Origin of the sequence: Flavobacterium sp. ASW18X (assembly GCF_005144745.1) — a bacterium.
Taxonomy (GTDB): Bacteria; Bacteroidota; Bacteroidia; order Flavobacteriales; family Flavobacteriaceae; genus Croceivirga.
The window spans coordinates 458,621-482,814 of record NZ_SWKK01000004.1; the positions used below are offsets into that span (position 1 = coordinate 458,621).

General features: G+C 35.1%; 21 protein-coding genes. 5 read left to right on the plus strand and 16 right to left on the minus strand.

The features are described from left to right. A complete protein-coding gene (locus FBT53_RS04845; protein WP_136950035.1) occupies positions 1 to 2,481 on the plus strand; it encodes a TonB-dependent receptor domain-containing protein in 2,481 nt (826 codons plus the stop codon). Positions 2,482 to 2,534: 53 nt separating this feature from the next. On the opposite strand, the gene FBT53_RS16050 is transcribed toward FBT53_RS04845, so the two are convergent. Continuing rightward, positions 2,535 to 2,708, minus strand: a complete 174-nt coding sequence (locus tag FBT53_RS16050) for a hypothetical protein (RefSeq protein ID WP_167987734.1) — start codon at positions 2,706 to 2,708, stop codon at positions 2,535 to 2,537. A 140-nt stretch (positions 2,709 to 2,848) separates the two neighbouring features. On the opposite strand from FBT53_RS16050, the gene fumC reads away from it, so the two are divergent. Next, a complete protein-coding gene (fumC, locus tag FBT53_RS04850) occupies positions 2,849 to 4,246 on the plus strand; it encodes a class II fumarate hydratase (protein WP_136950036.1) in 1,398 nt (465 codons plus the stop codon). A 79-nt stretch (positions 4,247 to 4,325) separates the two neighbouring features. Here fumC and FBT53_RS04855 read toward each other — a convergent pair whose 3' ends face one another. After that, a complete protein-coding gene (locus FBT53_RS04855; RefSeq protein WP_136950037.1) occupies positions 4,326 to 5,213 on the minus strand; it encodes a hypothetical protein in 888 nt (295 codons plus the stop codon). Positions 5,214 to 5,374: 161 nt separating this feature from the next. Here FBT53_RS04855 and FBT53_RS04860 point away from each other — a divergent pair, with 161 nt between their 5' ends. After that, positions 5,375 to 6,178 carry an MBL fold metallo-hydrolase gene (locus tag FBT53_RS04860; protein WP_136950038.1) on the plus strand — a complete coding sequence of 268 codons (804 nt, stop codon included), beginning with the start codon at positions 5,375 to 5,377 and terminating at the stop codon, positions 6,176 to 6,178. Between the two features lie 59 nt (positions 6,179 to 6,237). On the opposite strand, the gene ettA is transcribed toward FBT53_RS04860, so the two are convergent. From ettA to FBT53_RS04870, 3 genes are read right to left on the minus strand one after another with little or no spacing between them, the layout of a single operon-like run. Further along, positions 6,238 to 7,929, minus strand: a complete 1,692-nt coding sequence (gene ettA, locus FBT53_RS04865) for an energy-dependent translational throttle protein EttA (protein ID WP_136950039.1) — start codon at positions 7,927 to 7,929, stop codon at positions 6,238 to 6,240. 34 nt (positions 7,930 to 7,963) lie between these two features. Further along, positions 7,964 to 8,140, minus strand: a complete 177-nt coding sequence (locus FBT53_RS16055) for a CAL67264 family membrane protein (RefSeq protein ID WP_240729766.1) — start codon at positions 8,138 to 8,140, stop codon at positions 7,964 to 7,966. A gap of 50 nt (positions 8,141 to 8,190) precedes the next feature. Next, on the minus strand, positions 8,191 to 9,168 hold the full coding sequence (locus FBT53_RS04870; RefSeq protein WP_136950040.1) for a Gfo/Idh/MocA family protein: 978 nt from the start codon (positions 9,166 to 9,168) through the stop codon (positions 8,191 to 8,193). A gap of 76 nt (positions 9,169 to 9,244) precedes the next feature. On the opposite strand from FBT53_RS04870, the gene FBT53_RS04875 reads away from it, so the two are divergent. After that, complete coding sequence (locus FBT53_RS04875) at positions 9,245 to 10,873, plus strand: acyl-CoA carboxylase subunit beta (protein WP_136950041.1); 1,629 nt, start codon at positions 9,245 to 9,247, stop codon at positions 10,871 to 10,873. Positions 10,874 to 10,885: 12 nt separating this feature from the next. Here the strand turns inward: FBT53_RS04875 and FBT53_RS04880 are convergent, their stop codons facing one another. The 4 genes from FBT53_RS04880 to FBT53_RS04895 are packed head-to-tail and all read right to left on the minus strand — an operon-like array spanning position 10,886 to position 15,282. Further along, complete coding sequence (locus FBT53_RS04880; RefSeq protein WP_136950042.1) at positions 10,886 to 12,232, minus strand: M24 family metallopeptidase; 1,347 nt, start codon at positions 12,230 to 12,232, stop codon at positions 10,886 to 10,888. A 38-nt stretch (positions 12,233 to 12,270) separates the two neighbouring features. Next, entirely contained in the window at positions 12,271 to 13,320 is a 1,050-nt protein-coding gene (locus tag FBT53_RS04885) for an AMP-binding protein (RefSeq protein WP_136950043.1), read from the minus strand. After that, entirely contained in the window at positions 13,298 to 14,239 is a 942-nt protein-coding gene (locus tag FBT53_RS04890; protein ID WP_136950044.1) for a CPBP family intramembrane glutamic endopeptidase, read from the minus strand. Before FBT53_RS04890 ends, FBT53_RS04885 begins: the two co-directional genes overlap by 23 nt. Further along, positions 14,230 to 15,282: an o-succinylbenzoate synthase gene (locus FBT53_RS04895; RefSeq protein WP_136950045.1), complete on the minus strand. Its 1,053-nt coding sequence runs from the start codon at positions 15,280 to 15,282 to the stop codon at positions 14,230 to 14,232. The genes FBT53_RS04890 and FBT53_RS04895 overlap by 10 nt, the downstream gene beginning before the upstream one ends. A gap of 42 nt (positions 15,283 to 15,324) precedes the next feature. Between FBT53_RS04895 and FBT53_RS04900 the strand changes: the two genes are divergently transcribed. Further along, entirely contained in the window at positions 15,325 to 16,119 is a 795-nt protein-coding gene (locus tag FBT53_RS04900; protein ID WP_136950046.1) for an SDR family oxidoreductase, read from the plus strand. Positions 16,120 to 16,123: 4 nt separating this feature from the next. On the opposite strand, the gene FBT53_RS04905 is transcribed toward FBT53_RS04900, so the two are convergent. From FBT53_RS04905 to menD, 7 genes are all read right to left on the minus strand, one after another. After that, complete coding sequence (locus FBT53_RS04905; RefSeq protein ID WP_136950047.1) at positions 16,124 to 18,088, minus strand: sensor histidine kinase; 1,965 nt, start codon at positions 18,086 to 18,088, stop codon at positions 16,124 to 16,126. Positions 18,089 to 18,718: 630 nt separating this feature from the next. Continuing rightward, positions 18,719 to 19,480: a LytTR family DNA-binding domain-containing protein gene (locus FBT53_RS04910; RefSeq protein ID WP_136950048.1), complete on the minus strand. Its 762-nt coding sequence runs from the start codon at positions 19,478 to 19,480 to the stop codon at positions 18,719 to 18,721. A gap of 34 nt (positions 19,481 to 19,514) precedes the next feature. Next, a complete protein-coding gene (gene menA / locus FBT53_RS04915) occupies positions 19,515 to 20,423 on the minus strand; it encodes a 1,4-dihydroxy-2-naphthoate octaprenyltransferase (protein ID WP_136950049.1) in 909 nt (302 codons plus the stop codon). 2 nt (positions 20,424 to 20,425) lie between these two features. After that, the gene (locus FBT53_RS04920; protein WP_136950050.1) at positions 20,426 to 21,025 is read right to left on the minus strand and encodes an SPOR domain-containing protein; all 600 of its coding nucleotides are present in this window, start codon (positions 21,023 to 21,025) and stop codon (positions 20,426 to 20,428) included. A gap of 155 nt (positions 21,026 to 21,180) precedes the next feature. Then, positions 21,181 to 22,020 (minus strand): S1 RNA-binding domain-containing protein, encoded by an 840-nt coding sequence (locus FBT53_RS04925; RefSeq protein WP_136950051.1) that lies wholly within the window; start codon positions 22,018 to 22,020, stop codon positions 21,181 to 21,183. 57 nt (positions 22,021 to 22,077) lie between these two features. Beyond that, the gene (locus FBT53_RS04930; protein WP_136950052.1) at positions 22,078 to 22,419 is read right to left on the minus strand and encodes a DUF2853 family protein; all 342 of its coding nucleotides are present in this window, start codon (positions 22,417 to 22,419) and stop codon (positions 22,078 to 22,080) included. Between the two features lie 34 nt (positions 22,420 to 22,453). After that, positions 22,454 to 24,190, minus strand: coding sequence for a 2-succinyl-5-enolpyruvyl-6-hydroxy-3-cyclohexene-1-carboxylic-acid synthase (gene menD / locus FBT53_RS04935; RefSeq protein WP_136950053.1), 1,737 nt, complete (start codon positions 24,188 to 24,190; stop codon positions 22,454 to 22,456). Positions 24,191 to 24,194: the final 4 nt, after the last annotated feature.

Here is a 24,194-nt window from a genome sequence, read left to right on the forward strand (position 1 = left end):
ATGAAGAAACTGTTCCTATCGCTTTTTATTTTAAGCAGTTTATTGACCCAAGCCCAAAGACCAACCAACAAATCCATAACCTTAACAGGAACAGTAATAGATAAAGATTCTGGCCAACCGCTAGAATTTGCTACTATTGTAGTACAATCCGCAGAAGATTCAAATTCTGTAACAGGTGGTATTACAGACTTAGATGGTAAATTTAATGTAGCTATAGACCCCGGTAATTACCATATTAAGTTCGAATATATTTCGTACAAATCCGTAACACTTAACAACCAAAACATAACTAGCTCCAAAGACTTTGGTAAAATTGGACTTACGCTAGATGTAAATCAGTTAGAAGCTGTAGAAGTTGTCGGTGAAAAAACTACTGTAGAAGTAAGATTAGATAAGAAAATCTATAACGTAGGTAAAGACTTAACTAATAGCGGAGCTACTATAACAGATGCACTTAATAACATCCCCTCTGTAGATGTAGATGTAGAAGGCGCAATAAGTTTACGGGGTAATGAAAATGTACGTATTTTAATTAATGGCAAACCATCTGCACTGGCGGGTTTTGGCTCTAGTGAGGCGCTACAACAATTACCTGCAGATGCCATAGAAAAGGTAGAAGTTATTACCAGTCCTTCTGCCCGTTATGATGCAGAAGGAACTGCCGGAATTTTAAACATTGTTCTTAAAAGAGAAAAAACATTGGGTTTTAACGGCTCTGCAAATGTGTTTATTGGGCATCCTACCAATTCTGGAGCTACCATAAACGGAAATCTTAGAACAGATAAATTAAACATTTTTAGCACATTGGGATACCGTTACAGAGATGCTCCTGGTAATGCTTTTTATGATAACACCTACACTTCTGGTAGTTTTGACCGTATTATAGAAGACCGAGAATACAATAGACTTAATAAAAATTTTAATGCCAATTTAGGTGCGGAATATTTTATAAACGACAAATCTTCTTTAACCACCGCCCTATTCTATCGCCGGTCTGATGGTAACGACCTCACAGAAAATACCAATCAACGTTTTAACCTGGGAACTAAAGAAAACGAAACTTTTAGAGAAGAAGATGAAGAAGAAGAGAGCGATACCTACCAAGTCTCAGTAAATTATGTAAACCGGTTTAATGAAGACGGCCATAAGTTAACGGCAGACTTTCAATATTCTAGAGACAACCAAACTACCGTTTCTAGGATTGAAGAAAATGAAACCTTACCTAACGATGCTTTGATTGCCTTAGAAAATGTATTAGAAGAAGAGACCGAAAACGAGTATCTAATACAGGCAGATTATGTTTTACCCATGGGAGACGCACAATTTGAGGCTGGATTTAGAAGCACTTTAAAACAAGAAATAACCGATTATCAATTGGATTCATTAGACCAAGCTAGAAATCAGTTTGTTATTAATGAAAACCTTACGAACGAATTTACGTATGATGAAAATGTACACGCAGTCTATACGCAATATGGGGATAAGTTTGGTAAATTTTCTGTTTTAGCCGGTTTACGTTTAGAACATACCCAGCTTAAAGGACAAGTAGATACAGAATTTGACCCAGAGGCACTAGAACAGGAATTAGGTGTAGATGTAGATGTTAATTTTGACAAGAAGTATCTGGGACTTTTCCCTACACTTAATTTAGTTTATGAAATTACAGATACAGAAAATGTATCCATAGGTTACAATCGTAGAATTAATAGACCACGAGGATGGTTCATAAACCCATTCCCATCTAGATCCAGTAGAACTAATATTTTTCAAGGGAATCCAGATTTAGACCCTGCCTATTCTAATGCGTTTGATATTGGCTATTTAAAGCGATGGAAAAAACTAACCTTAACAACATCTGTGTATTACCAAAGAGAAACCAATTCTTTTGAACGTGTACAAGAATCCACAGGGCAAACCACTACTGATGGTATTGAAATTGTACGGTCTATACCTATTAATTTATCTACAAACAACCGTTATGGTGCAGAAGCATCTGTAATGCTTAACCCTGCTAAGTGGATACGACTTACAAGCAGCGTTAACTTTTTTAGATTTGCTACAGAAGGTAGTTTTAATGGTGTAGATTATGGTGCAGAAAATAATAGTTTCTTTACCCGTTTAGGTTCTAAGGTTAATTTACCAGCTAAAATTAGTTGGCAAACCAATGCTTTCTATTTTGGACCAAGACAAAACGCACAAACGGAAACCGAAGGCATTTTCTCTTTGAATATGGCATTTAGTAAAGACATCTTTAAAGATAATGCCACGGTAAGTTTAAATGTGAGCGATTTACTAAATAGTAGAAAGCGTAGGTCTTTTACAGAAACGGATTTTTTTACTTCTAACAGTGAATTCCAATGGCGAAGAAGGCAAGTAACGCTTTCTTTCCTTTACAGATTCAATCAATCTAAAAATGACCGCAATAACAGACAGAATAACAGAGGAGGTGATGGCGATGGAGAGTTTGAAATGGAAGGTTAATCCATTTTTAAAAAGATAAAAAAATAAAAAAGGAGCGATAAACGCTCCTTTTTTTATGCTTTTGATTTAGCTTTTTTAGCCTCTCTTTTCTCTTTCCAGATTTCAAGAAGGTTACCACCTAACCAATATGGTATTACGAAAGTCAATAAGAAAATCATTAACCAAAAACCGATTGTTAAAATGGTTAAAAACGCTAAAAATCCTAAATATTGGTCAAACTCTACCATGAATATCAATTTGAACACAAAAATACCTATAAAAATTCAAAAATTACAAATGCCTTTTAAAATTTATGTGAACTAACAAAAATCAGTTAAAAATAAAGTCCCTAACCGTTACCTTTGTTAACAAACAAAGAATTATCATAATGGAATACAGAATAGAGAAAGACACCATGGGAGAAGTGAAGGTACCAGCAGACAAGTACTGGGGTGCCCAAACAGAGCGTTCTCGAAATAATTTTAAAATAGGCGCAGCTGCTTCCATGCCTTTAGAAGTTGTTTATGGTTTTGCTTATCTTAAAAAAGCTGCCGCTTACACCAATTGCGAATTAGGAGTGTTAGACCAATCTAAAAGAGATTTGATTGCTCAAGTTTGCGATGAAATTCTAGCAGGTCAGCACGATGACCAATTTCCTTTAGTGGTATGGCAAACAGGTTCTGGAACCCAAAGCAATATGAATGTTAATGAGGTAGTTGCGAATAGAGCTCATGAAATTGCCGGTAAAAAAATTGGTGAGGGCGATAAAACCATTCAACCTAATGATGATGTAAACAAATCTCAGTCTTCCAATGACACTTTCCCTACGGGAATGCATATTGCTGCCTACAAAAAGATTGTAGAAACTACCATCCCTGGGGTACAGCAATTGCGGGACACTTTACACAAAAAAGCAACTGAGTTTAAGGATGTAGTAAAAATTGGTAGAACCCATTTAATGGATGCTACTCCCCTAACCTTGGGTCAGGAATTTTCTGGTTACGTTTCTCAATTAGACCATGGATTAAAGGCGCTCAAAAACACGCTGCCACATTTAGCAGAATTAGCATTGGGCGGCACTGCTGTGGGGACTGGATTAAATACTCCTAAAGGATATGATGTATTAGTAGCAAAATATATAGCAGAGTTTACCGGGCTTCCTTTTATTACCGCAGAAAATAAGTTTGAAGCTTTGGCGGCCCATGATGCCATTGTAGAAAGTCATGGTGCGTTAAAACAGTTAGCTGTAAGTTTGAATAAAATTGCAAATGATATTCGTTTAATGGCTTCTGGCCCACGTTCTGGTATTGGAGAAATTATAATCCCTGCTAATGAACCAGGGAGTTCTATTATGCCTGGTAAAGTTAACCCTACACAATGTGAGGCATTAACAATGGTTTGTGCTCAGGTAATGGGGAATGATGTAGCCATAGCAGTTGGTGGCACACAAGGACATTATGAACTTAATGTTTTTAAACCATTAATGGCTGCCAACATTTTACAATCTGCACAACTTATTGGTGATGCGTGTGTAAGTTTTGAAGAAAATTGTGCATCAGGTATTGAACCTAACCATACCACAATTAAAAAATTACTAAATAATTCTTTAATGCTTGTCACTGCTTTAAATACTAAAATTGGATATTACAAGGCTGCTGAAATAGCAAATACTGCACACGAAAATGGTACTACTTTAAAAGAAGAAGCTATTAATTTAGGTTATGTCACAGCAGAAGAATATGATGCTTGGGTAAAACCAGAAGATATGGTTGGTAGCCTAAAGTAACATTATAACATTGTCAAAAATAAAAAGGGCATCGAATTTCGATGCCCTTTTTTAGTTAAGTAATAGTGGATAGTGCTGTTTATTTTAACTCAAACTTTGAAGTTCCTAATAGTTTTAAACCATCATCATACACATTCACCATATAATTTCCTTTTTGGAAATCGCCCGCTGGCTTATTTATATAATCACATACATCTAAAGAACCATTCTCATAGTAAAAACTAGTCCCTTTACTGTATGTAATACTTGCTCCCTTGTCATTGCTTTTAGTAAAGCTTTCTCCTAAAACATTGCCTTGTGGGTCCAATACTTCTATATAGAACTCACGGTCACCTGCTTGTGCAATAGCATTATCGGCAACTGTAAAACATACTTTAAATTTATCCGTTGCTTTTGCTCTAGATGTAGATACTAATTTACCGCTATTTCTTTCTTTTACTGCATCTACCTTAAATGTAGACAAGTTTAACGCAGAACCTCTTTCTACAGCGTCTGCTAATTGCGTATTCTGTACTACCAAAGAATCATTAAAAACGGTTTGTTTCTCTAACTCTGAATACGTACTATCCCTTTGCATTGCTAATAATGAGTTGCTTTGTGTTAAGCTATCTACCTGCTTTAAAAGTTGTTCTCTCTCTGCCTTTAATACACTAACCTGTCTTCTGTATCTAGACAAGGTAGATATATCCGCTTTCATAGCCTTTACAGAATCAATATACTTAGCAATATTATCACGTGCAGCAATTAACTCTTCATTAGTTGCATTACTTTCTAAAATTGCCTTATCGTATTCAGATTTAAGGCTATTTAAATCCTCAACTACCATATCTTTCTCCTGTGTTAATGCAGTGGTAGTTTTTTGTTTGTCTTGGTATAAGCTTACGGTATAAATAAGTGTTGCTACTAAGATAACACCCAATAGACCTGCTATTACCTTTAAACTGTTGTTGCTTTTTGTTTCACTCATAATCTTAAGTTTTAAAACGCTTTAAACAAATATACATTTGTTAGTGTCTTTTGTATATACGTTGCGGTTTAACATTTAGATCTTTTAATACATTAAAAACGTTAATTTATTTTTTATTAGTTACTATCTTAGAAAAGAAAAAACAAAAACAAAGAACTATTATGAATTGTAAATCAAGTTTTTACCTCATATTCATAGTGATGATTTTTTTATCCTACAGCGATAAAAAAAATGAAAAAAAAGTAGTAGAAAATAAGAATTCTGCTGTGACTGAAACTAAAATCATAGAAGAATCGGAAGCAATTAACATAATTCCCATAGAACATGCCAGTATGATTTTAGAGAAAAATAATGTGGTTATTTATGTTGACCCTGTTGGGGGTAGCACCAGATATAATGAACAACCTACAGCTACTATAGTGCTTGTAACAGATATACATGGTGACCATTTAAATATAGAAACCTTAGAAGGCGTGGTAAAAAAACAGACGCAACTATTAGTCCCAATGGCTGTAGCTGCTCAACTACCCGAAGCATTAAAAAACAAAGCAACGATAATTAATAACGATGAAACCAAAACGTTACTAGAAAATGTATCGGTAGAGGCAATACCAATGTATAATTTAAGAGAAGAAGCGCTAAAATTTCATGAAAAAGGAAGAGGTAATGGCTACGTAATAAATTGGGATAATGAGCGAATCTATATTTCTGGAGATACTGAAGACATTCCTGAAATGCGAGCTTTAAAAAATATAGATAAAGCATTTGTTTGTATGAATTTGCCCTATACAATGACAGTAGAGAGCGCCGCATCTGCTGTATTAGATTTTAAACCTAAACTAGTTTATCCTTATCATTATCGTGGCCCGAAAGGTTTAAGTGATATAGAGCATTTTAAAAATATTGTCAATAAGGGTGATGAAGCTATAGAGGTAACATTTTTAGATTGGTATCCCAAACCATAACGAAAAAGAAAGCCAGCAAAACTGCTGGCTTTCTTTGTTAATATGTAAGTCACTACAACCTAGCGCACTAATTTCTTGTATTTGATGCGCTTTGGCATTAAATCGCCTCCCAAACGTTTCTTTTTATTTTCTTCATAATCAGAGAAGGATCCTTCAAAGAAATAAACCTGAGAATCTCCCTCAAAAGCCAAGATATGCGTACAAATTCTATCTAAAAACCATCTGTCGTGAGATATAATTACCGCACAGCCCGCAAAATTTTCTAAACCTTCTTCTAAGGCACGTAGTGTATTTACATCCAAATCATTCGTCGGCTCATCTAATAACAAAACGTTACCTTCTTCTTTTAAAGTCATTGCTAAATGCAAACGGTTACGTTCCCCTCCAGAAAGCATATTTACCTTTTTATTCTGCTCGCTACCAGAGAAATTAAAACGACTTAAATAAGCTCTTGAATTAACCTGTTTACCCCCCATCATTACCAATTCTTGACTATCACTAAAGTTTTCCCAAATTGTTTTTTCTGGGTCTATGTTACTGTGATTTTGGTCTACGTAGGCAATTTTAGCTGTTTCCCCTACTACAAATTCTCCTTTATCTGGGGTTTCTTCACCCATTATCATTCTAAAAATGGTGGTTTTACCTGCACCGTTAGGACCAATAATCCCCACTATACCTGCTTGTGGTAGGTTAAAGTTCAATTCTTCGTATAGTAATTTATCCCCATAGGCTTTACTTACGCCTTTAGCTTCAATTACGTTAGTACCCAATCTTGGGCCGTTAGGTATATATATTTCTAGTTTCTCTTCTAACTGTTTCTGGTCTTGACTTGCTAGTTTATCGTAATTTTTTAAACGTGCTTTCTGCTTAGCTTGTCTACCTTTAGCCCCCTGTCTAACCCAATCTAACTCTCGCTCTAGAGTTTTTTGACGTTTGGAAGCTTGTTTACTTTCTTGTGCTAAACGTTTTGCCTTTTGGTCTAACCATCCAGAGTAATTTCCTTTCCACGGAATCCCTTCACCTCTATCTAACTCTAAAATCCAACCTGCAACATTATCTAAGAAATAACGGTCATGCGTTACCGCTATAACCGTCCCTTTGTATTGCGCTAAGTGATGCTCTAACCAGTGTACAGACTCTGCATCTAAGTGGTTGGTAGGCTCATCTAATAACAAGACATCTGGCTCCTTAAGTAATAATCTACACAGCGCTACTCTTCTTCTTTCTCCTCCGGACAATACACCAATTTTCTTATCTGCATCTGGTGTTCGTAACGCATCCATAGCAATCTCCAATTTAGTATCTAATTCCCAAGCATTACTGGCATCTATTTGATCTTGTAATTTAGCTTGCTGATCCATTAGCTTTTGCATCTTATCTGCATCTTCATAAACTTCTGGAAGGCCAAACATGTCATTAATCTTATTGTATTCATCTAGAATAGCAACCGTTTCTGCCACACCCTCTTTAACCACCTCTAAGACTGTTTTATCCTCGTCTAATTGTGGCTCTTGCTCCAAATAACCAACCGTGTACCCAGGAGAAAAAACAACATCTCCTTGAAAATTTTTATCAACCCCAGCAATAATTTTTAACAAGGTAGATTTACCAGAGCCATTAAGACCTAAAATGCCAATTTTGGCACCATAAAAGAAACTCAGGTAAATATTTTTTAAGACCGGCGTATTTGCATTTTTATAGGTCTTTGTGACCCCGGACATGGAAAAAATTACTTTTTTATCGTCTGACATGTTTGTATGTTGATTAATTTAAAACTACTTATTGCTACACTCTTCCTTTTAAAGCATTGAAAACCCATGCTACTGCAAAAAAACCGATTCCTACGGCAGCAAAACCATATCCTGCTACTTCATCATACTTAAAAACTCCAAGGGCTATCATCCCTAGACCTACTACAATCATTATTATGGTGGCTATCGCCAACACTTTATTCTTATCCATCATTATTCTAATTCTTTAAAAAGTCGACAAATATCCGAATTTATGACATTTTACTCAAAAGGAAATTTAACCCCAATGATTTTTCTTATTTTATCTAATAGTTCTAACAAATCTTCTGTATTTGTTAAACTCCATTGCGCACTCTCTAATTTACCTGCCCTTAAACACTCATGCACCTCTATAATTTCGTGTACGTAGCCTAATCCCTTTAGGGGTAATTTAAAAGTTTCTTTGTTTTGATCAAGCTCCATAAAATATCCTTCTGCTTTATGCCAAGACGGCAACAAGCCAATACAGCCTTTAGGACCAACAACTTTTGCACTTGCTTGTAAATCTGATGAAAAGTCGGAATGTAAAACTGCTTGCGCGTCTGGATAATCAAAAATTATGGATACCTGTTTCTCTGCTCCCGTTTTATAAAAATTGGCCGTAGCAATTATTTTAGAAGGTTTTCCTAATAATAAATAGGCAAAAAATACAGGATAAAGCCCAATATCTAATAACGAACCGCCTGCTAAATTAGGATTTAAAAGGCGTTTATTATCCCCTCTATCCAAAGCATAAAATGTAAAATCTGCATTTACGTAACTAGGTTTGCCAATTTTATTATCCTTTACTAGGCTTAGCAATTTATTTAAGGAAGGATTAAAACGTGTCCATAGGGCTTCCATTAAAAATCGGTTGTTTTCACGAGCTACTTTACGCATCGTTTTAAATTCGCTCATATTTATGGCCATTGGTTTTTCGCACAGCACATGTTTACCCGCTTGCATTGCCTTAATACTTAGTTCTGCGTGTAAATTATGAGGTGTTGCTATGTAAACTACAAAAACATCGGGGTCCTTAAACAATTCGTCATAAGAGCCATAACTAGTTTTTAAATCGTACTTACTAGCAAAATTTTGAGCGCGTTCATTACTAGTAGAAGCAACAGCAACCAAAGTTGCGTCTGGAACTAAACTTAAATCGTTCGCGAATTTATTCGCAATATTTCCAAGGCCTATTATACCCCATTTAATTTTCTCCATGTTTAGTATTTACAGACTTAAAGTTACTCAATAATCCTCCTTATCTTTACGAAGCTTATAAAAGATTTAGCACTGAATGGACATTAACTTTAATAAAAACGAGGACTATAACAAGCTTTTACTATCTGACCTAAGACGCAAATTAGCTAAGGTAAAATTAGGTGGTGGTCAAAAACGAATTGAAAAACATAAAGCAAAAGGTAAATTAACTGCAAGAGAACGCATAGATTATCTATTAGATGATGATGAGCAGGCTATAGAAATCGGCGCATTTGCAGGGGACGGTATGTACGCAGAACATGGTGGTTGTCCTTCTGGTGGTGTCGTAGTTAAAATTGGCCATGTACAAGGCAAGCAGTGTATTATTGTCGCCAATGATGCTACGGTAAAAGCTGGGGCGTGGTTTCCTATTACAGGGAAAAAAAATTTAAGAGCACAAGAAATAGCTATAGAGAATAGATTACCTATTATATATCTAGTAGATAGTGCTGGTGTTTATTTACCCATGCAAGACGAAATTTTCCCAGACAAGGAGCATTTTGGACGTATATTTAGGAATAACGCTGTCATGAGCAGTAAGGGTATTGTGCAAATAGCGGCTGTTATGGGGAGTTGTGTGGCTGGTGGTGCCTACTTACCTATTATGAGTGATGAAGCACTAATTGTAGATAAAACTGCAAGTATTTTTTTAGCAGGCAGTTATTTGGTAAAAGCAGCAATTGGGGAATCTATAGATAACGAAACCTTAGGTGGAGCTACTACACATTGTGAAATAAGTGGAGTTACAGACTATAAGGCAAAGGATGATAAAGATGCTCTAGACAAAATTAAAAACCTAATGGATAAAATTGGGGATTTTGACAAAGCAGGCTTTAATAGAAAAGAAGCAAAACTACCTAAAGAAAATCCAGAGGATATTTTTGGCATACTTCCAAAATCCAGAGGAGACCAATACAACATGCTGGATATTATCCACCGGTTAGTAGATAATTCTGAGTTTGAACAATACAAAGAAGATTACGGTAAAACCTTACTAACAGGCTATGCAAGAATTGATGGTTGGGCCGTTGGTATTATTGCTAATCAGCGTAAAGTGGTAAAAACCGGCAAAGGCGAAATGCAATTTGGAGGGGTAATTTATTCCGATTCCGCAGATAAAGCCACACGATTTATTGCTAATTGCAACCAAAAGAAAATTCCGTTGGTTTTTTTACAAGATGTTACGGGTTTTATGGTTGGCAGTAAAAGTGAACATGGCGGCATCATTAAAGATGGTGCTAAAATGGTAAATGCAGTTAGTAATTCTGTTGTGCCAAAATTTACCATAGTTATTGGCAATAGTTACGGTGCAGGTAATTATGCCATGTGCGGTAAAGCATACGACCCTAGATTAATAGTTGCATGGCCCAGTGCAGAACTTGCAGTTATGAGTGGTAACTCGGCTGCAAAAGTACTCTTGCAGATAGAAAAAGCCTCCTTAGAAAAACAAGGAGAATCCTTTGATGCCAATAAAGAAAAAGCGTTGTATGATAAAATTAAGGCACGTTATGATAATCAAATTTCTCCCTATTATGCTGCCGCAAGAATATGGACGGATGCGGTAATAAACCCTTTAGATACTCGTAAATGGATTTCTACAGGGATTGAAGCAGCTAATCATGCGCCGATAGAAAAGCAATTTAATATGGGGGTGCTACAAGTGTAACACCCTTTTATATTAATTACCCTGATGCGTTTTAACTCTAGGTATAAGTAATAATTCCGTTTGTCTACCGTTAACGTATCTATGGCCATTTTCTCCGTAGAAACCAGCTTCCTCTAGCATTATACGAATATCTCTATTCCATTCTGGAATAGTCACCGTTGTATTTAACTCTATAGCGTAAACTGTATTAGTGTTAAGCGGATAATTTTCTCCATCGTCTTTAAATACCCCACCTTGAGAATCCCACATACCTATAGTAGTACCCGCGGAGTGTCCGTAGCTACCCAGTGGATGGGTGTAAATGGCAGGCCTTAATCCTGCAGCTTTAGCATCTGCTAGAGATTTAGAAAGAATTTCATTCCCTGTTCTACCCTTCACCATGTTGCTAGTTAGAAAATCTTGTACTCTATTTCCATCCTTTAAAGCATCTACCAAAAATTTGGGAGCCACTCTTTCATTTGGTTTAAGGACGTAGGCTAATTCCTGACAATCCGTATTTAGACGCAAGTAGGTAATACCAAAATCGCAATGCACCAAATCACCAGGCATTATTACACTATCTTCTGGTTTACCCGAAAAAGAGTAAAACTTAGTATCAGAATTTTCACTACTACGTTGCACATCTACCGTTGGATGAAACCATGTTTCTAATCCCATATCAGTAACTTTTTGTCGCATCCACCAAACAACGTCTGCAGTAGTTGTATAACCAGGAGTTATTACTTTTTCTGAAAAAGCTTCCGCAATAATATCATGAGTTACATCTACCAGTTGGTTGTAAATTACCATTTCGCGCTCGGTTCTAGTTTCTATCCAACGCACAGCTAATTGTTCTGCAGAACTTATTTTAGAGTGATATTTTTTAGGTAACGCTGCTAGTAATTCGTCATAATCAGTTTTAACCAATCCATCTGCGATATTATGGTCCGTAGAATAATTTAGAGCAATAGTTTTAGGATTACGTTCTTCTATAAGCTCTACCAAGCGTTGCCATTGGTTAGGCTGCTTTTCTTTATCCCATGCAGACTCAATGCTTTTACCTATGTTGTACCGTGCAACAGCCAATTTTTCGATAGAATTTTTAGCCTTGTCTCTAAAGAAAAGTAATATGGTTCTTCTTCTAGCATTGAGCCATGTTGCGGGCAGCATAGTTTTTATTACAGGGTCTTCATTGTACTCCCTAGAAATAACCAGCCACATGTCTATATTGGTTTGGTCCATTAATTTTGGTAAGAGCACATTAAAGCGTTCTTCTAAAATTTCATCCAATAGCTCTGCGCGTTCACGTTCCGGTAAAATTTGTTGCCCTATTACAATAATAGGTACAACTAAAAGCAATGCAAATAGTTTGATTTTCATATGTAAAAGTTGGTTTTAGCGAAAGATACAAAATACCCTTAACTCAGAACCAATTCTAAAGTTCTACCTCTATTTATCTTTCCCGTCTCTGTTTCAATAAATTGAGGTGTAAAGAAAATCTTTTTGGGGTACTCCAATTTTTCAAGAGATTGAAGCGAATTTAACTTGGCTACAATTTCTTCTTCCATTGTGGGGTTCCCCTCCAATAACAATACCAGTTGGTTGCCAAAGGTATCATCGGGTAAACCCGCTACAAAAAAACGACGGCTAAGTACTTCGGCATATTTTTTTTCGATACGTTCTGGAATTAATTTAACTCCGCCAGAATTTATCACATTATCCCACCTTCCTAGCCATTTAAATTTGTATTGATTTACTAGCTCTACTATATCATTGGTGACAATAGGTGTGTCTGCAACTTTTGGGACGTTTATTACTAAACATCCTCTATCATCTTTACTTACGCTTACTTGCGGTAAACAAGTAAAATAATCTTGATTAATTTTTTTTAGGGCGATGTGTGTTATCGTTTCCGTCATACCGTAACTTTCATAGCTTTCTACAGGAAGACTTACTAGTTTTTTTCTAAGCGACTCGGAAACTGCTGCACCACCAATTAAAACCGATTCCACCCGGTGTAATTCTTTCAAAGATTGTTCTACTTGTGCAGGAATCATAGCAACAAAATCAAACCTGCCTTCCAGCGCAGCTAATGGCGTTAAACTAGGAGATACCATGCTTATATTCCACCCCAGTACCAAGGCTCTTACCAACATCATCTTACCGGCAATATATTGTGCAGGTAAACATAGTAGCGTTCTGCTATTAGGTCCTAAATTAAAATAAGCTCCTGTTGCCATGGCAGAATTTACCATATGTTTTTTTTGCAAACGGATTAACTTAGGAGCGCCTGTAGAACCAGAGGTTTGTACCTCAATAGTTGTAGAATCTGCTAACCATTGCATTAAAAAATCACCGATGTCCCTCCTATAGTCAATTTCTGAAGTTCTATAATTCTTTGCCAAGGCAAGTAAACCTTTAGCATCGTATGCAATTTCGTCTAATTTAAAGTTGGGATGAATCTCCATTTTCTAAAGCAAGAAATTCTTGTTCGCTAAGCACGCGGCCAAATAGTTTTTCTTTCCAATTCTGCCATTTGTATTTTTTACTGAATACAAAAAGCAAGAAAGGAAAAACTACAAAAACCGGAATCATTACGTCCCATCCTAGAATAGGTTCTGAAACGTCTGTATAAATTGAATCGGTCTGAAAAGCCGTCCACTCCGCGGTTACTAGTAACGCTGTGATTAAATTATTAGCAGCATGAAAACCTAATGCCAATTCTAAACCTTCATCCATGAGCGTCATAATTCCCAAGAAGAAACCTGTACCTATGTAATAAACCATAATACCAAATCCTAGTTTTTCAACTTCCGGATTAGCTATATGCATTAAGCCAAATAGTGTAGAAGTTACTATTAAAGGTACCCACCTATTTTTTGCAAATAGGCCTAAGCCTTGCATCATATGCCCTCTAAATAAATACTCCTCAAAACTCGTTTGTAGTGGTACCAGGGCAATTGCTATAATTGCCAATGGGATAAACTTTTTTAGCTCAAACGTAAGTTTGTAATCTTCTGGTGAGGCATAAACATCTACCATGGTTAATACAATAGTTATTAGACCCCAGAGGCCAAATGCAAAAAATATACGTTTCCAATCAATCTTTTTTCTAGAGGTCGTTAAGGATGTTAGGGATTGCCCATGAACAAGCCATGTCCACCCAAGAACCACAAAAAGACCAACAACCAATGGCAATAAAAGCACAATTAACACTAGGTTTTTTCCTAGTTGATTTATCATTGTTGCCATGGCATCATCCACATTAATATCCGAATTGATGGTTACAATGTAATTGAAAATCATAAAACCAATAAAACCTGCTGGTATGATAATATACTTCCACAAACCAGGAAGCTTGCTTTTATACCCTTGTTCTATGTACATAAATTATTTATTAAGTCTGCCTGCCAAGTTAACTCTTTTCTATAAAACAACTTACCATTACTTACTTCTAGAGGAGATTTAAAATTATTGGTAAACAAACTCCCTGTACCCAATCCTTGAGGCATAGTTGAGTTTAATGTAGCGGTCCACTGTGCAATAGCATTAAGCCCAATATTACTTTCTAGAGCACTGGTAATCCACCAGCCAATGTTTAATTTATTGGCTAGTTGTATCCACTCCAAACTTCCTTTAAAACCACCTATTAAACTGGGTTTTAAAATAATATACTGCGGTCTTACAGTTTGCAATAATTCTTCCTTTTTTGTTTCGTCAAAGACACCTATAAGTTCCTCGTCCAGTGCTATAGGTATTGGAGTATCCTTGCATAACGATGTCATGTTTTGCCATTGACCTTGTTTTATAGGCTGTTCTATAGAGTGTAAATTAAATACAGCTAATTTTTTTAATTTACCTATAGCCTCTTCAGGAGCAAAAGCACCATTAGCATCTACGCGTAATTCAATGGTATTAGCATCGTAAACGCTACGTATTCCTTTTAAAATGGCTAGTTCTGAATCAAAATCTATAGCGCCAATTTTCATTTTAATACATTTGAAGCCAGACTTTAACTTTTCTTCTACTTGCTGTAGCATAAAATCTGTGTCTCCCATCCAAATAAGACCATTAATAGGGATTGGGACTTCTTTCTGCGTAAAATCAGACTTAAAAAGCAAAAATGGGTCACTAGAATGGACTGACAAAAAAGCTTGTTCTAAACCAAATTGTATGGATGGAAAAGCGGTTAATTCTGCCAGCAGACTGTCTAATCCTAATTGGATATTTGCGCATACCCATTTCAACTTTTCTTCATAGTCTGGGCGGTCATCAATACTTAATCCTCTTAATAATCCGCATTCACCAATACCAATTTTAGTATCGTTTTGCAACAGGATAAACCAAGTTTCTTTTTGTGTTAGAACACCCCTAGAAGTTCCGCTAGGTCTCTTAAAATCTAAAATGTATTTTTTATAGGTAGCTTTCATAGCAAGAGCAAATTTAACTATATTCTGCAGCAAAATTGTACCATGAATAGAATTGACGGTAAAGTAGTTTGGCTAACTGGGGCATCTTCCGGAATTGGAAAAGCACTTGCACTACATTTAAGTGCTAAGAATTGTAAACTTATCTTATCTGCTCGGAATACTAATAATTTAGAGCAGGTGCGCTTAAGCTGTAGTAATCCAGACAAGATTGTTGTATTACCTTTAGATTTAGAACAAGTAGCTACTTTTCCTATAATGGCGGAAAAGGCATTATCTTTTTTTGGTAAGATTGATGTTTTGATTAATAATGCTGGCATTAGCCAACGCTCTCTTATTTTAGAGACCGAACTAAGCGTGTATAAAAAGCTTATGGATATTAATTACTTAGGTACTATAGCATTAAGCAAAGCACTACTCCCCTATTTTGTACAACAAGGATTTGGCCAATTTGCTGTAATAACTAGTTTGATGGGTAAATTTGCCTCTCCCTATAGGTCTGGGTATTGTGGTGCGAAGCATGCGCTACACGGTTTTTTCGATGCATTACGAATGGAACATGAAAAAGATGGTATACAGGTATGCTTAGTATGCCCAGGATTTGTAGCTACCGAAATTGCTAAGAATGCGGTTGTTGGTGATGGTTCTAAACAAGGTAAAAATGACGACGCAACAGCAAATGGAATGCCACCCAATAGCTTTGCAACACAAATGGTACGTGCTTTAGAAAAACAAAAATTCGAGGTATATATAGGAGGAAAAGAAACAAAAGGAATTTTCCTAAAACGTTTCTTTCCCAAGCTGTTACACAGAATAGTTTTAAAAAGTGCAGTACGTTGAACCTTTAATAAAAATTGAACCAATAACGTACCCCTTGCGTAGTACGGTCTACATTTAATTTAGATTTAAGCTGATTTACCAGACGGTTCATCAATCTAAAGCCCATAGATGAGTTACTACGCTCGTCCATGTCTTCTGGTAAGCCAATTCCATTATCTGAATATTCAAAATAGCCTTGATCCCCTTCTTTTCTAAGGTGGATATAAATTTTACCATTGTCATCTCCTTCTGGAAAAGCGTATTTGAACGTGTTAGAAACCAATTCATTTAAAATTAATCCAAACGGAATAGCACGGTCTATATCTAGCTCTGTTCCCTCTGCATCTACAGTAATGTTTATGTTATGCCCTCCTTTTTTGTAGACCGACTGTACACTATTAATCAAGCTCTCTATATAGCCTTGCATTTCAATGTATGAAAGGTCTTCATTCTGATAAAGTTTTTGGTGAATCAGGGCCATAGCCTTCACCCTACTTTTACCTTCTTCCAAAGCCTCTATAGCAGCTTTGCTTTTGGTGTTTCTAGTTTGCAAACTCAATAAGCTAGAAACCATTTGTAGATTATTTTTAACTCTATGGTGTATTTCTCTAAGTAGGGATTCTTTCTCTTTCAAAGAATCTTCTATAAAATGCTTTTGCTCTGCAATTAATCTTTGGTTTTTTATACTTTTTGCATAAGCATATACCAATCCTATCAATCCTAAAACAGTAAATACCAAGGATATAAGAACCAAATAAATACGCTCATCCTTTGCTTTAAGGTCGTTTCTAATTTTTTCGTTGGCAACTTTTTGCTCGTTAATCAGTTTTCTAGAATTTTCTAAATCAGAAGTCCCAACTATGGCCACCAACTGCTGTTTTAAAATAGATACTTCTGTAGCTTTTAATGAATCTTTTATAAAAGCATTTCGTTTATAAAATTGTGCCGCACTTTTATAGTTTTCTATCTTGTCATAATATGCAGCCAAAAGTCTATTTCTTTTGATTTGCTGCTCTACATTAATAACTTCAAACTCTTCTTCTAAAAGTTTTTTTGCTGTTTTGTTATTATCTAATTGAAGATGTGCTTCTGCCAGATTTAAAGTATTTTCTATAATCGCAGGGCTAAATTCTCCCTGATTAAACTCTTTAAAGGTTTTAATACTACTATTTAAGTTAGGTATTGCCTCTATATATTGTTTTAACAGTACTTGACTCTTCCCTATATTTCCTTCTACTTCTGCGCGTAATGCTTCCGCTTTAAATATCTCACCTTCAGATTTCTGAATTGAGATATCATTTACATATAAATTTAAAAACGATATAGATTTATTAAACTCATTTAAAGCGGTAGGTGCACTTTTATCTTGATATAAATAGTACCCAACTTTATTATAAAACTCTGCAAATGCATAATAATCATTATCCGGAATGGTAGGTTTAACATCCATTATATATTGCTTCATGGCTTGTCTATACAGACCCATACTAGCATAAATATCATAGAACGCTACATTTTCTGTGAGGCCTAATCCCTTTTTTAGTTCTCTAATCTCTATCTGCTTATCGTACATCTGCAGCTTATGGTAATTCTCATCCATAAGCTCTAATAATAAGGTCATCTTATTTAAATCGACCGTATCAGTTTTATTGTACAATTCTTTTGCTATCGCGATACTTTTATCATTATCCCCAATATCACTATACAACTTGGCCTCCATAAGTTTATATGCCATTATACCCGTGCTATCATTGGTTTTTTCTGAAGTGTTTAAGGAAACACGTACAGATTCTAACCAATCATAAGCAGAACTTTGTGTATATCTATTAGGAGTTTTAAAAAAGTAATCTAGTTTCTCCTCTGGACTAGTAAACTCTTGAAATTGATCTAGTGGATTTTCTGTTTTGTTGGTCGTTTGCGCACAAAGCAGATATCCTCCAAAAATTAAAGAGAAGAAGAAGGTTAATACTGTTTGTTTCTTTGGTTTCATATAATAGTCTACGTAATTCTGTGTTCAATTATTGTCAATTGGCATAAAAACTTGCGATAAAACGTTCACTTTTATCATTTTAAATGCCAATACATAGCTTTAGAGGGAAAATTTGCGCAAAATTAACATCCTGACGTCTATTTTAAAGCCAAAAAGTCCTTAAAAAAAGACTGTGCATGCAAGATGCACAGTCTGCCATTCAATTAATATTTAAAGATAAGATTTGGGTGTTCCTTAAGAACAGTATCAAAAGTAGGCCTATTTAGAAAGGCATCCTTTAATATGTTGTGAAAGAGAGTTATTTTGTTGTGAAAGGTAACAGCACAGAATTAGTCTTGCTTTTGGTCGGTTTTCAACGCTATAAAAAGAGCTTTTGTTTGTAATTAAAAAACAGAAAGGTCTCGCTTTACCAACGAGACCTTTCTTACGAGAACACTATATGAAAATGAAAAAATTATACTTGTTTTTAGAATTTTAATTACACTCCAAAAGTACCTACACATACCATTTTAAAATAATATATGTTGCAAAGGAATGGTAAGTTGTGGTGTAGCTTATAAAAGTTGATTTTTAAATAAAAAAAGCACCTAATTACTTAGGTGCTTTTTATACTTTTTAAGTGGTATTAGTTTACGAATTCATACTAGAGATAATGAATTCTTTAAATTCTTTGGAAATTGGGATCAATTGATTATTAATCATTATGTCTTTAGAATTAATAGCATCAATGTGGTCTACATTTACAATGTAAGACTTATGCGCTCTAAAAAACTTATCCTTTGGTAGTTTCTCTAAATAATCTTTTAGAGGCGAACGTACTAAAAACTTTTTATCTACCGTATTTACTTCTAAATAGACATTATCCGCCTTTATAAATTGAATATCGCCAAACTGAATTCTATAGTATAAATGTTGTTTCTTAACGAAAATAGAATCCTTAAGTACAGAATTAGAAGTAAATCCTTCTTCTCCTGCCTTGTTTTCTAAATCAGTTTTTTCTGCAGCCTTTTGGGCATAATTAAAATTAGATAATGCTATTTCTATAGAAGTATATAAATCTTGTTGCTCAAAAGGTTTAACCAAGTAGCCGTCTGGTTTAACCGTCTTAGCATTTTCTACGGTTGCTTTATCAGAGTTAGAGGTTACAAAAATGAATGGTATGTTATAGTTCTTACGTATATGCTTCCCTAAATCAATACCAGTTTTATCTGATGCTAAAATGATATCTATCAATACAAGATCTACGTGATTGTTCTTAAGCACTTCAACTGCTTGCTCATATACAATTACATTGTCCACAACCTCATATCCAATCTCTTCTAACATTGATTGCATATCATCTGCGATGATTACATTATCCTCTACAATAAGTATCTTTATAGGATGTTCCAAAATAGGATGGTTTTAGATATGTTTAACATCAAAATTACAAAAAATAATTCATAGCAAAATAAATTAACATTGCAAGACTAAAGGTACTCAATGCTAATTTTTTAAGCTCTGGATCTAAATCCTTAGGTGCAGCAGTTCGCCAGACTTTGCTAAGGTGCAAGCCTATAACTATATAGGGTATAAAAATCCAAAGAATTGCTACAGAATTTAAACTTAAATACCAATAGATTAGCAAACAAACAAGACTAATAAACACGAGTAAAGAATGGTAAATTTTACCGTTCCTATATCCCATTTTTACAACCAAGGTTTGTTTACCACTATTAGTATCTGAGTTTACATCTCTAAGATTATTTAAGTTGAGTACGCCAACACACAAAAATCCTATGGTTATGGCTGGTAAAACAGCAGCCCAATCTATCCCTTTTTCATACAAAAAAATGGTCCCCAATACAGCCAACAAGCCGAAGAATAAAAAAACAAATACATCGCCCATTCCTCTATAGCCATATGCATTATCTCCTACTGTATATTTAATTGCCGCCCAAACCGATGCCATACCAAGAAATAGAAAGAGTAAAACAAAAAGGAGTTCGTTTAAATTAAAGGCGCATAAAATTAAACTTACGGCTAAGACAAGACTAATTATTGCCGTTGTAATAATACCTTTTTTCAATTCCTTATCCGTCAACAAACCACTTTGTAAAGCCCTAGCTGGACCTAAACGCTCCTCATTATCCGTACCTTTTACGCCATCACCATAGTCATTGGCAAAGTTTGATAATATTTGAAATGCTATTGTAGTGAGCAAACAAAGTGTAAAAAGTAAATTGTCCTGAAAACCCTTATAATTAGCAATGGCTGTGCCAACTATTATTCCAGATACGGATAAAGGCAGCGTACGAAGGCGCGCTGCACTTAACCAAGCCTTAACTTTTTTCAATTCTAGTAGGGGTCTTCTATTTGTAATCTTTTACCATCTTGATAGGATGCCACAAAGGCATCATTAAAGCCTAAATCTACTAGTTCTTTTCTAAACTTTTGAGCTTCTTCTAGTGTTTCAAAAGTACCCAAAGAATAGGCATAAAATGGATTGGTCTTAACAAAAAGGGTGTTAGTTAATGCTTCTGATGCTAAAGTAGCGTTGTTTTCTACAAAAGACTTTATTTGAACCGAATAAATTTTTTCCTTTTCTAAGTATTGCTTGGCTAAATAAAATTCGTTAACCAAACTCAATTCTTGGTTTTGCTCTTTAAGATTATCTATTCTGGCTTTAATTGCATCTAAACTGTCTATGGAAACCAATAGGTTGTTTTGATTTCTGTTAGATTTGCTTATTCCTAAGCCAGCAGAAAAAGAAGTTATACCAATTAATCCCAAGACAAAAAGTGTAGTAATACCCACAAGAATATTACGTTGAATTCGGATTTTCTTTAAATCTTTATTCTTGAACTTAATTTGATCAAGTAATCTTTCATTTATAATTTGAGACTTTTCTATATCCTTATGTAAGTCTAATAAATCATTTTCTTCTATAAAAGGCATGTTGTTCTGGGGGTTATTCGTTCTACTCCTCTTCGCTCTCTAATATTTTATATTACAACAGCATTATGTTGCAAAATTAGAATTTTTAAGAAAAGTTAAAAAATATACTAGTCTATTTCTAAAATAATAGGTATGAATTAATTATGCAAACAAACTTAATCTTCTGCTAAAAGACGAATGCCATCTTCTTCCAAAACTATTAAACGCTTTTTATATAAAATTCCCACTCCCTTTTTAAAAGCTTTTTTACTAAGCTCCAACTCCCTTTTTATTTCATCTGGAGAAGATTTATCATGCAGTGGCAAAAAACCGTGTCCTTGCTTTAATTTAGATAATATGGTATCTGCAGCAGCATCTAAAAGCTGAACCCCAGTCGGTTGCAAACTCACATCTACCTTTTGATCCTCTCTTATTTGTTTTATATAGCCTGTTAGGCGGTCACCTACGGCAATTTGTTTAAAGACTTCATTTGCAAATATTAAACCTTGGTGTTTATCATTTATGGCTACAGACCAGCCTAATTCTGTTTTTTTATAAACCAAAATAGCTACTTCTTGCCCTATTTCTAGATTCATTTCAGCATTGTCTAAGAACCTATCAATTTTAGTACTACCTACCAGACGAAAGCTTTTTTCGTCCATAAAACAATGTACTATGTACTTTTTACCTTCCTCAACCTTGGTTTGTTGCTCTCTATAAGGGATTAATAATTGTTTTTCTAAACCCCAATCTGCAAATGCTCCAATATTATTTATTTCTACTACCTCTAATAAAGAAAAATCGCCACGCTTTATATAAGGATTTAAGGTTGTTGCAATGGGCCGTTCCATATGGTCTAAATAACAAAAAACGTTAAGCATTTGCCCTTGTTCTATGTTTTCTGGCACATATTTATTGGGCAACAGAATTTCTGTACCCTCTTCATCACCTAAAAAAATACCCACACTGGTACTTCTTAAAACCTCTAATGTATTGTAATCACCTATTTTTATCATATTTCTAAAAAAAAACCGTGCCCTTGGGCACGGTTCCAAAATTATGTAAAGTCTTTCTTAGTTGTAGATAGACTCTTTACCAAAATGCTTTGCTAATTGATAATATACTACAGCTCTGTGTTTGCTCTTTACAGATTTACCATATTTTTCTATCACTGAGTGGATTGCATCCATCAGTTCTGGGCTATCTGCAAGACCTAATTTTTTCATTAAAAAGTTCTTCTTTACCGTCTCTAGCTCCTTATCATCACTACCAGAAACTTTAGAGGCGTCATTATTATAGATAGCTGGTCCTAAACCTATTGCAACTTTAGTTAATAAGTCCATATCTGGAGTTTCTCCAAATTTCTCCTTAATGTCTGCAGCGTACTTTTCTATTAATTCGTCTCTTTTACTCATGATTGTTAGTGTTTTTAAATGTTTATCAATGCTTCTAAGATATGAAATCAAAATAATCAAGCAAAATTTTGTTGTTTTCTTCTGTAGGTGTGAAAATTTCTAACAATGCGGGTGAATTTTCCCAATCTAAAAACGAATCTATGTTATTCAACAAGGTTGTTTCATCTGCAGCACTAAAATATTCCAAACCATAATGTGCGCATAGATGCGTTGCCGCGTACTTATGTTGTGTTTCAAAATAAGTGGAAAATGTTTCAGAACCATCAAACCCTGGTAAAATTCTAAAAATACCGCCACCACCATTATTGATTACTATTACCTTAAAATCCTTCCTTAGATAATGATTCCAAAATGCATTACTATCATATAAAAAACTTAAGTCTCCAGTAATAAGTAGCGTTGGTTTTTGGGCAAATACTGCGGCACCAACTGCAGTGCTAGAACTACCATCTATACCACTTGTTCCTCTATTGCAATAGACCTCTAAATCCTTATGTACTGGAAAAAGCTGTGCATACCGTACTGTAGAACTATTAGATAAATGCACCTGTTTTGGACTGTTTAGATGTGAAAAAATGATACTGAAAGCTTTAAAATCTGAAAACGGGATTTTTTTTAGATAAGTGGTTCTTTTTTGTTGATATGCTTGCCTTTTAAGAGACCAAAATGGGTAATATTCACTTGTTGAGTACTTTGTATTAGATATCAATTGATTCAATAAACTATTAACATTCCCTTTTAAATGCCTAGTTAAGCAAAAAAAAGTATCATTAGCCTTTACACCGCCCAGATGCCAATGTTTTTTAGGTTGATATTCTCTTAAAAAAGCTTTGATTTTTTTTGAAACGACCAGCCCGCCAAAAGTGATAAGGATATCTGGTTGAAGCATTTCAGAAAGTTCAGTTCTATTACTTGATTTTTCAATTGGAAATAAAATGCTATCAATACTGTAAAAACAATTTGGATGATGCAGGTTACTCGTGGTTTCCGTAAATATGACCACAGAAGGGTCTTTTGCCAATTTATCTATCCATTCCTGTTCCACGGCATTAGGAGCATTTACCCCTACCAACACCATCTTTTTTTGACTTTTGGACCAATATGCTACATCGTCTTTAGAAAAAACTTCTGTCTCCGGAGGCTTAACTAATGATATTGATGGCACATCCTTAGTTTCTAGGGTTGTAATTCCGTATAAAGGTTCTTCAAAAGGAATATTTATATGTACAGGTAGTTTTTGTTTAAACAGCACAGAAAAAGCCTTTGCCGTTTCTTGTCTGTTATAATCCTCTACTTGCTCTTGTGTTTGTTGTAAATAGTTAGGTGCATATCTTTGCAATCGGTCTGTAGCATGGTCTACGTCTATTTTTAGATTTGCAGAGTACCCAATATGTCTATGAAAAACGTGGTCTTGTCTAATGGTTTGACCATCCCCTACGTCAATTTTATATGGAGGCCTATCCGCAGTCAACGCTAGAATAGGAACTTCACTATAAAAAGCTTCTGCTATTGCAGGATAGTAATTTAATAAAGCACTGCCAGAGGTACAAAGAATAGCCACAGGTTTAACTAATTGCTGCGCCATCCCTAAGGCAAAAAATGCTGCACTACGTTCATCTACAATACTAAAACAGGTAAAATAATTGTCTTTGGTAAAGCTAATAGTAAGCGGAGCGTTCCTTGAACCTGGAGAAATAACAATATGTTCTATTCCGTAAAACTTACAAGCTTTTACTAAGGCTTGTGCGGAAGGGATGTTAGATATTTTCATGCCA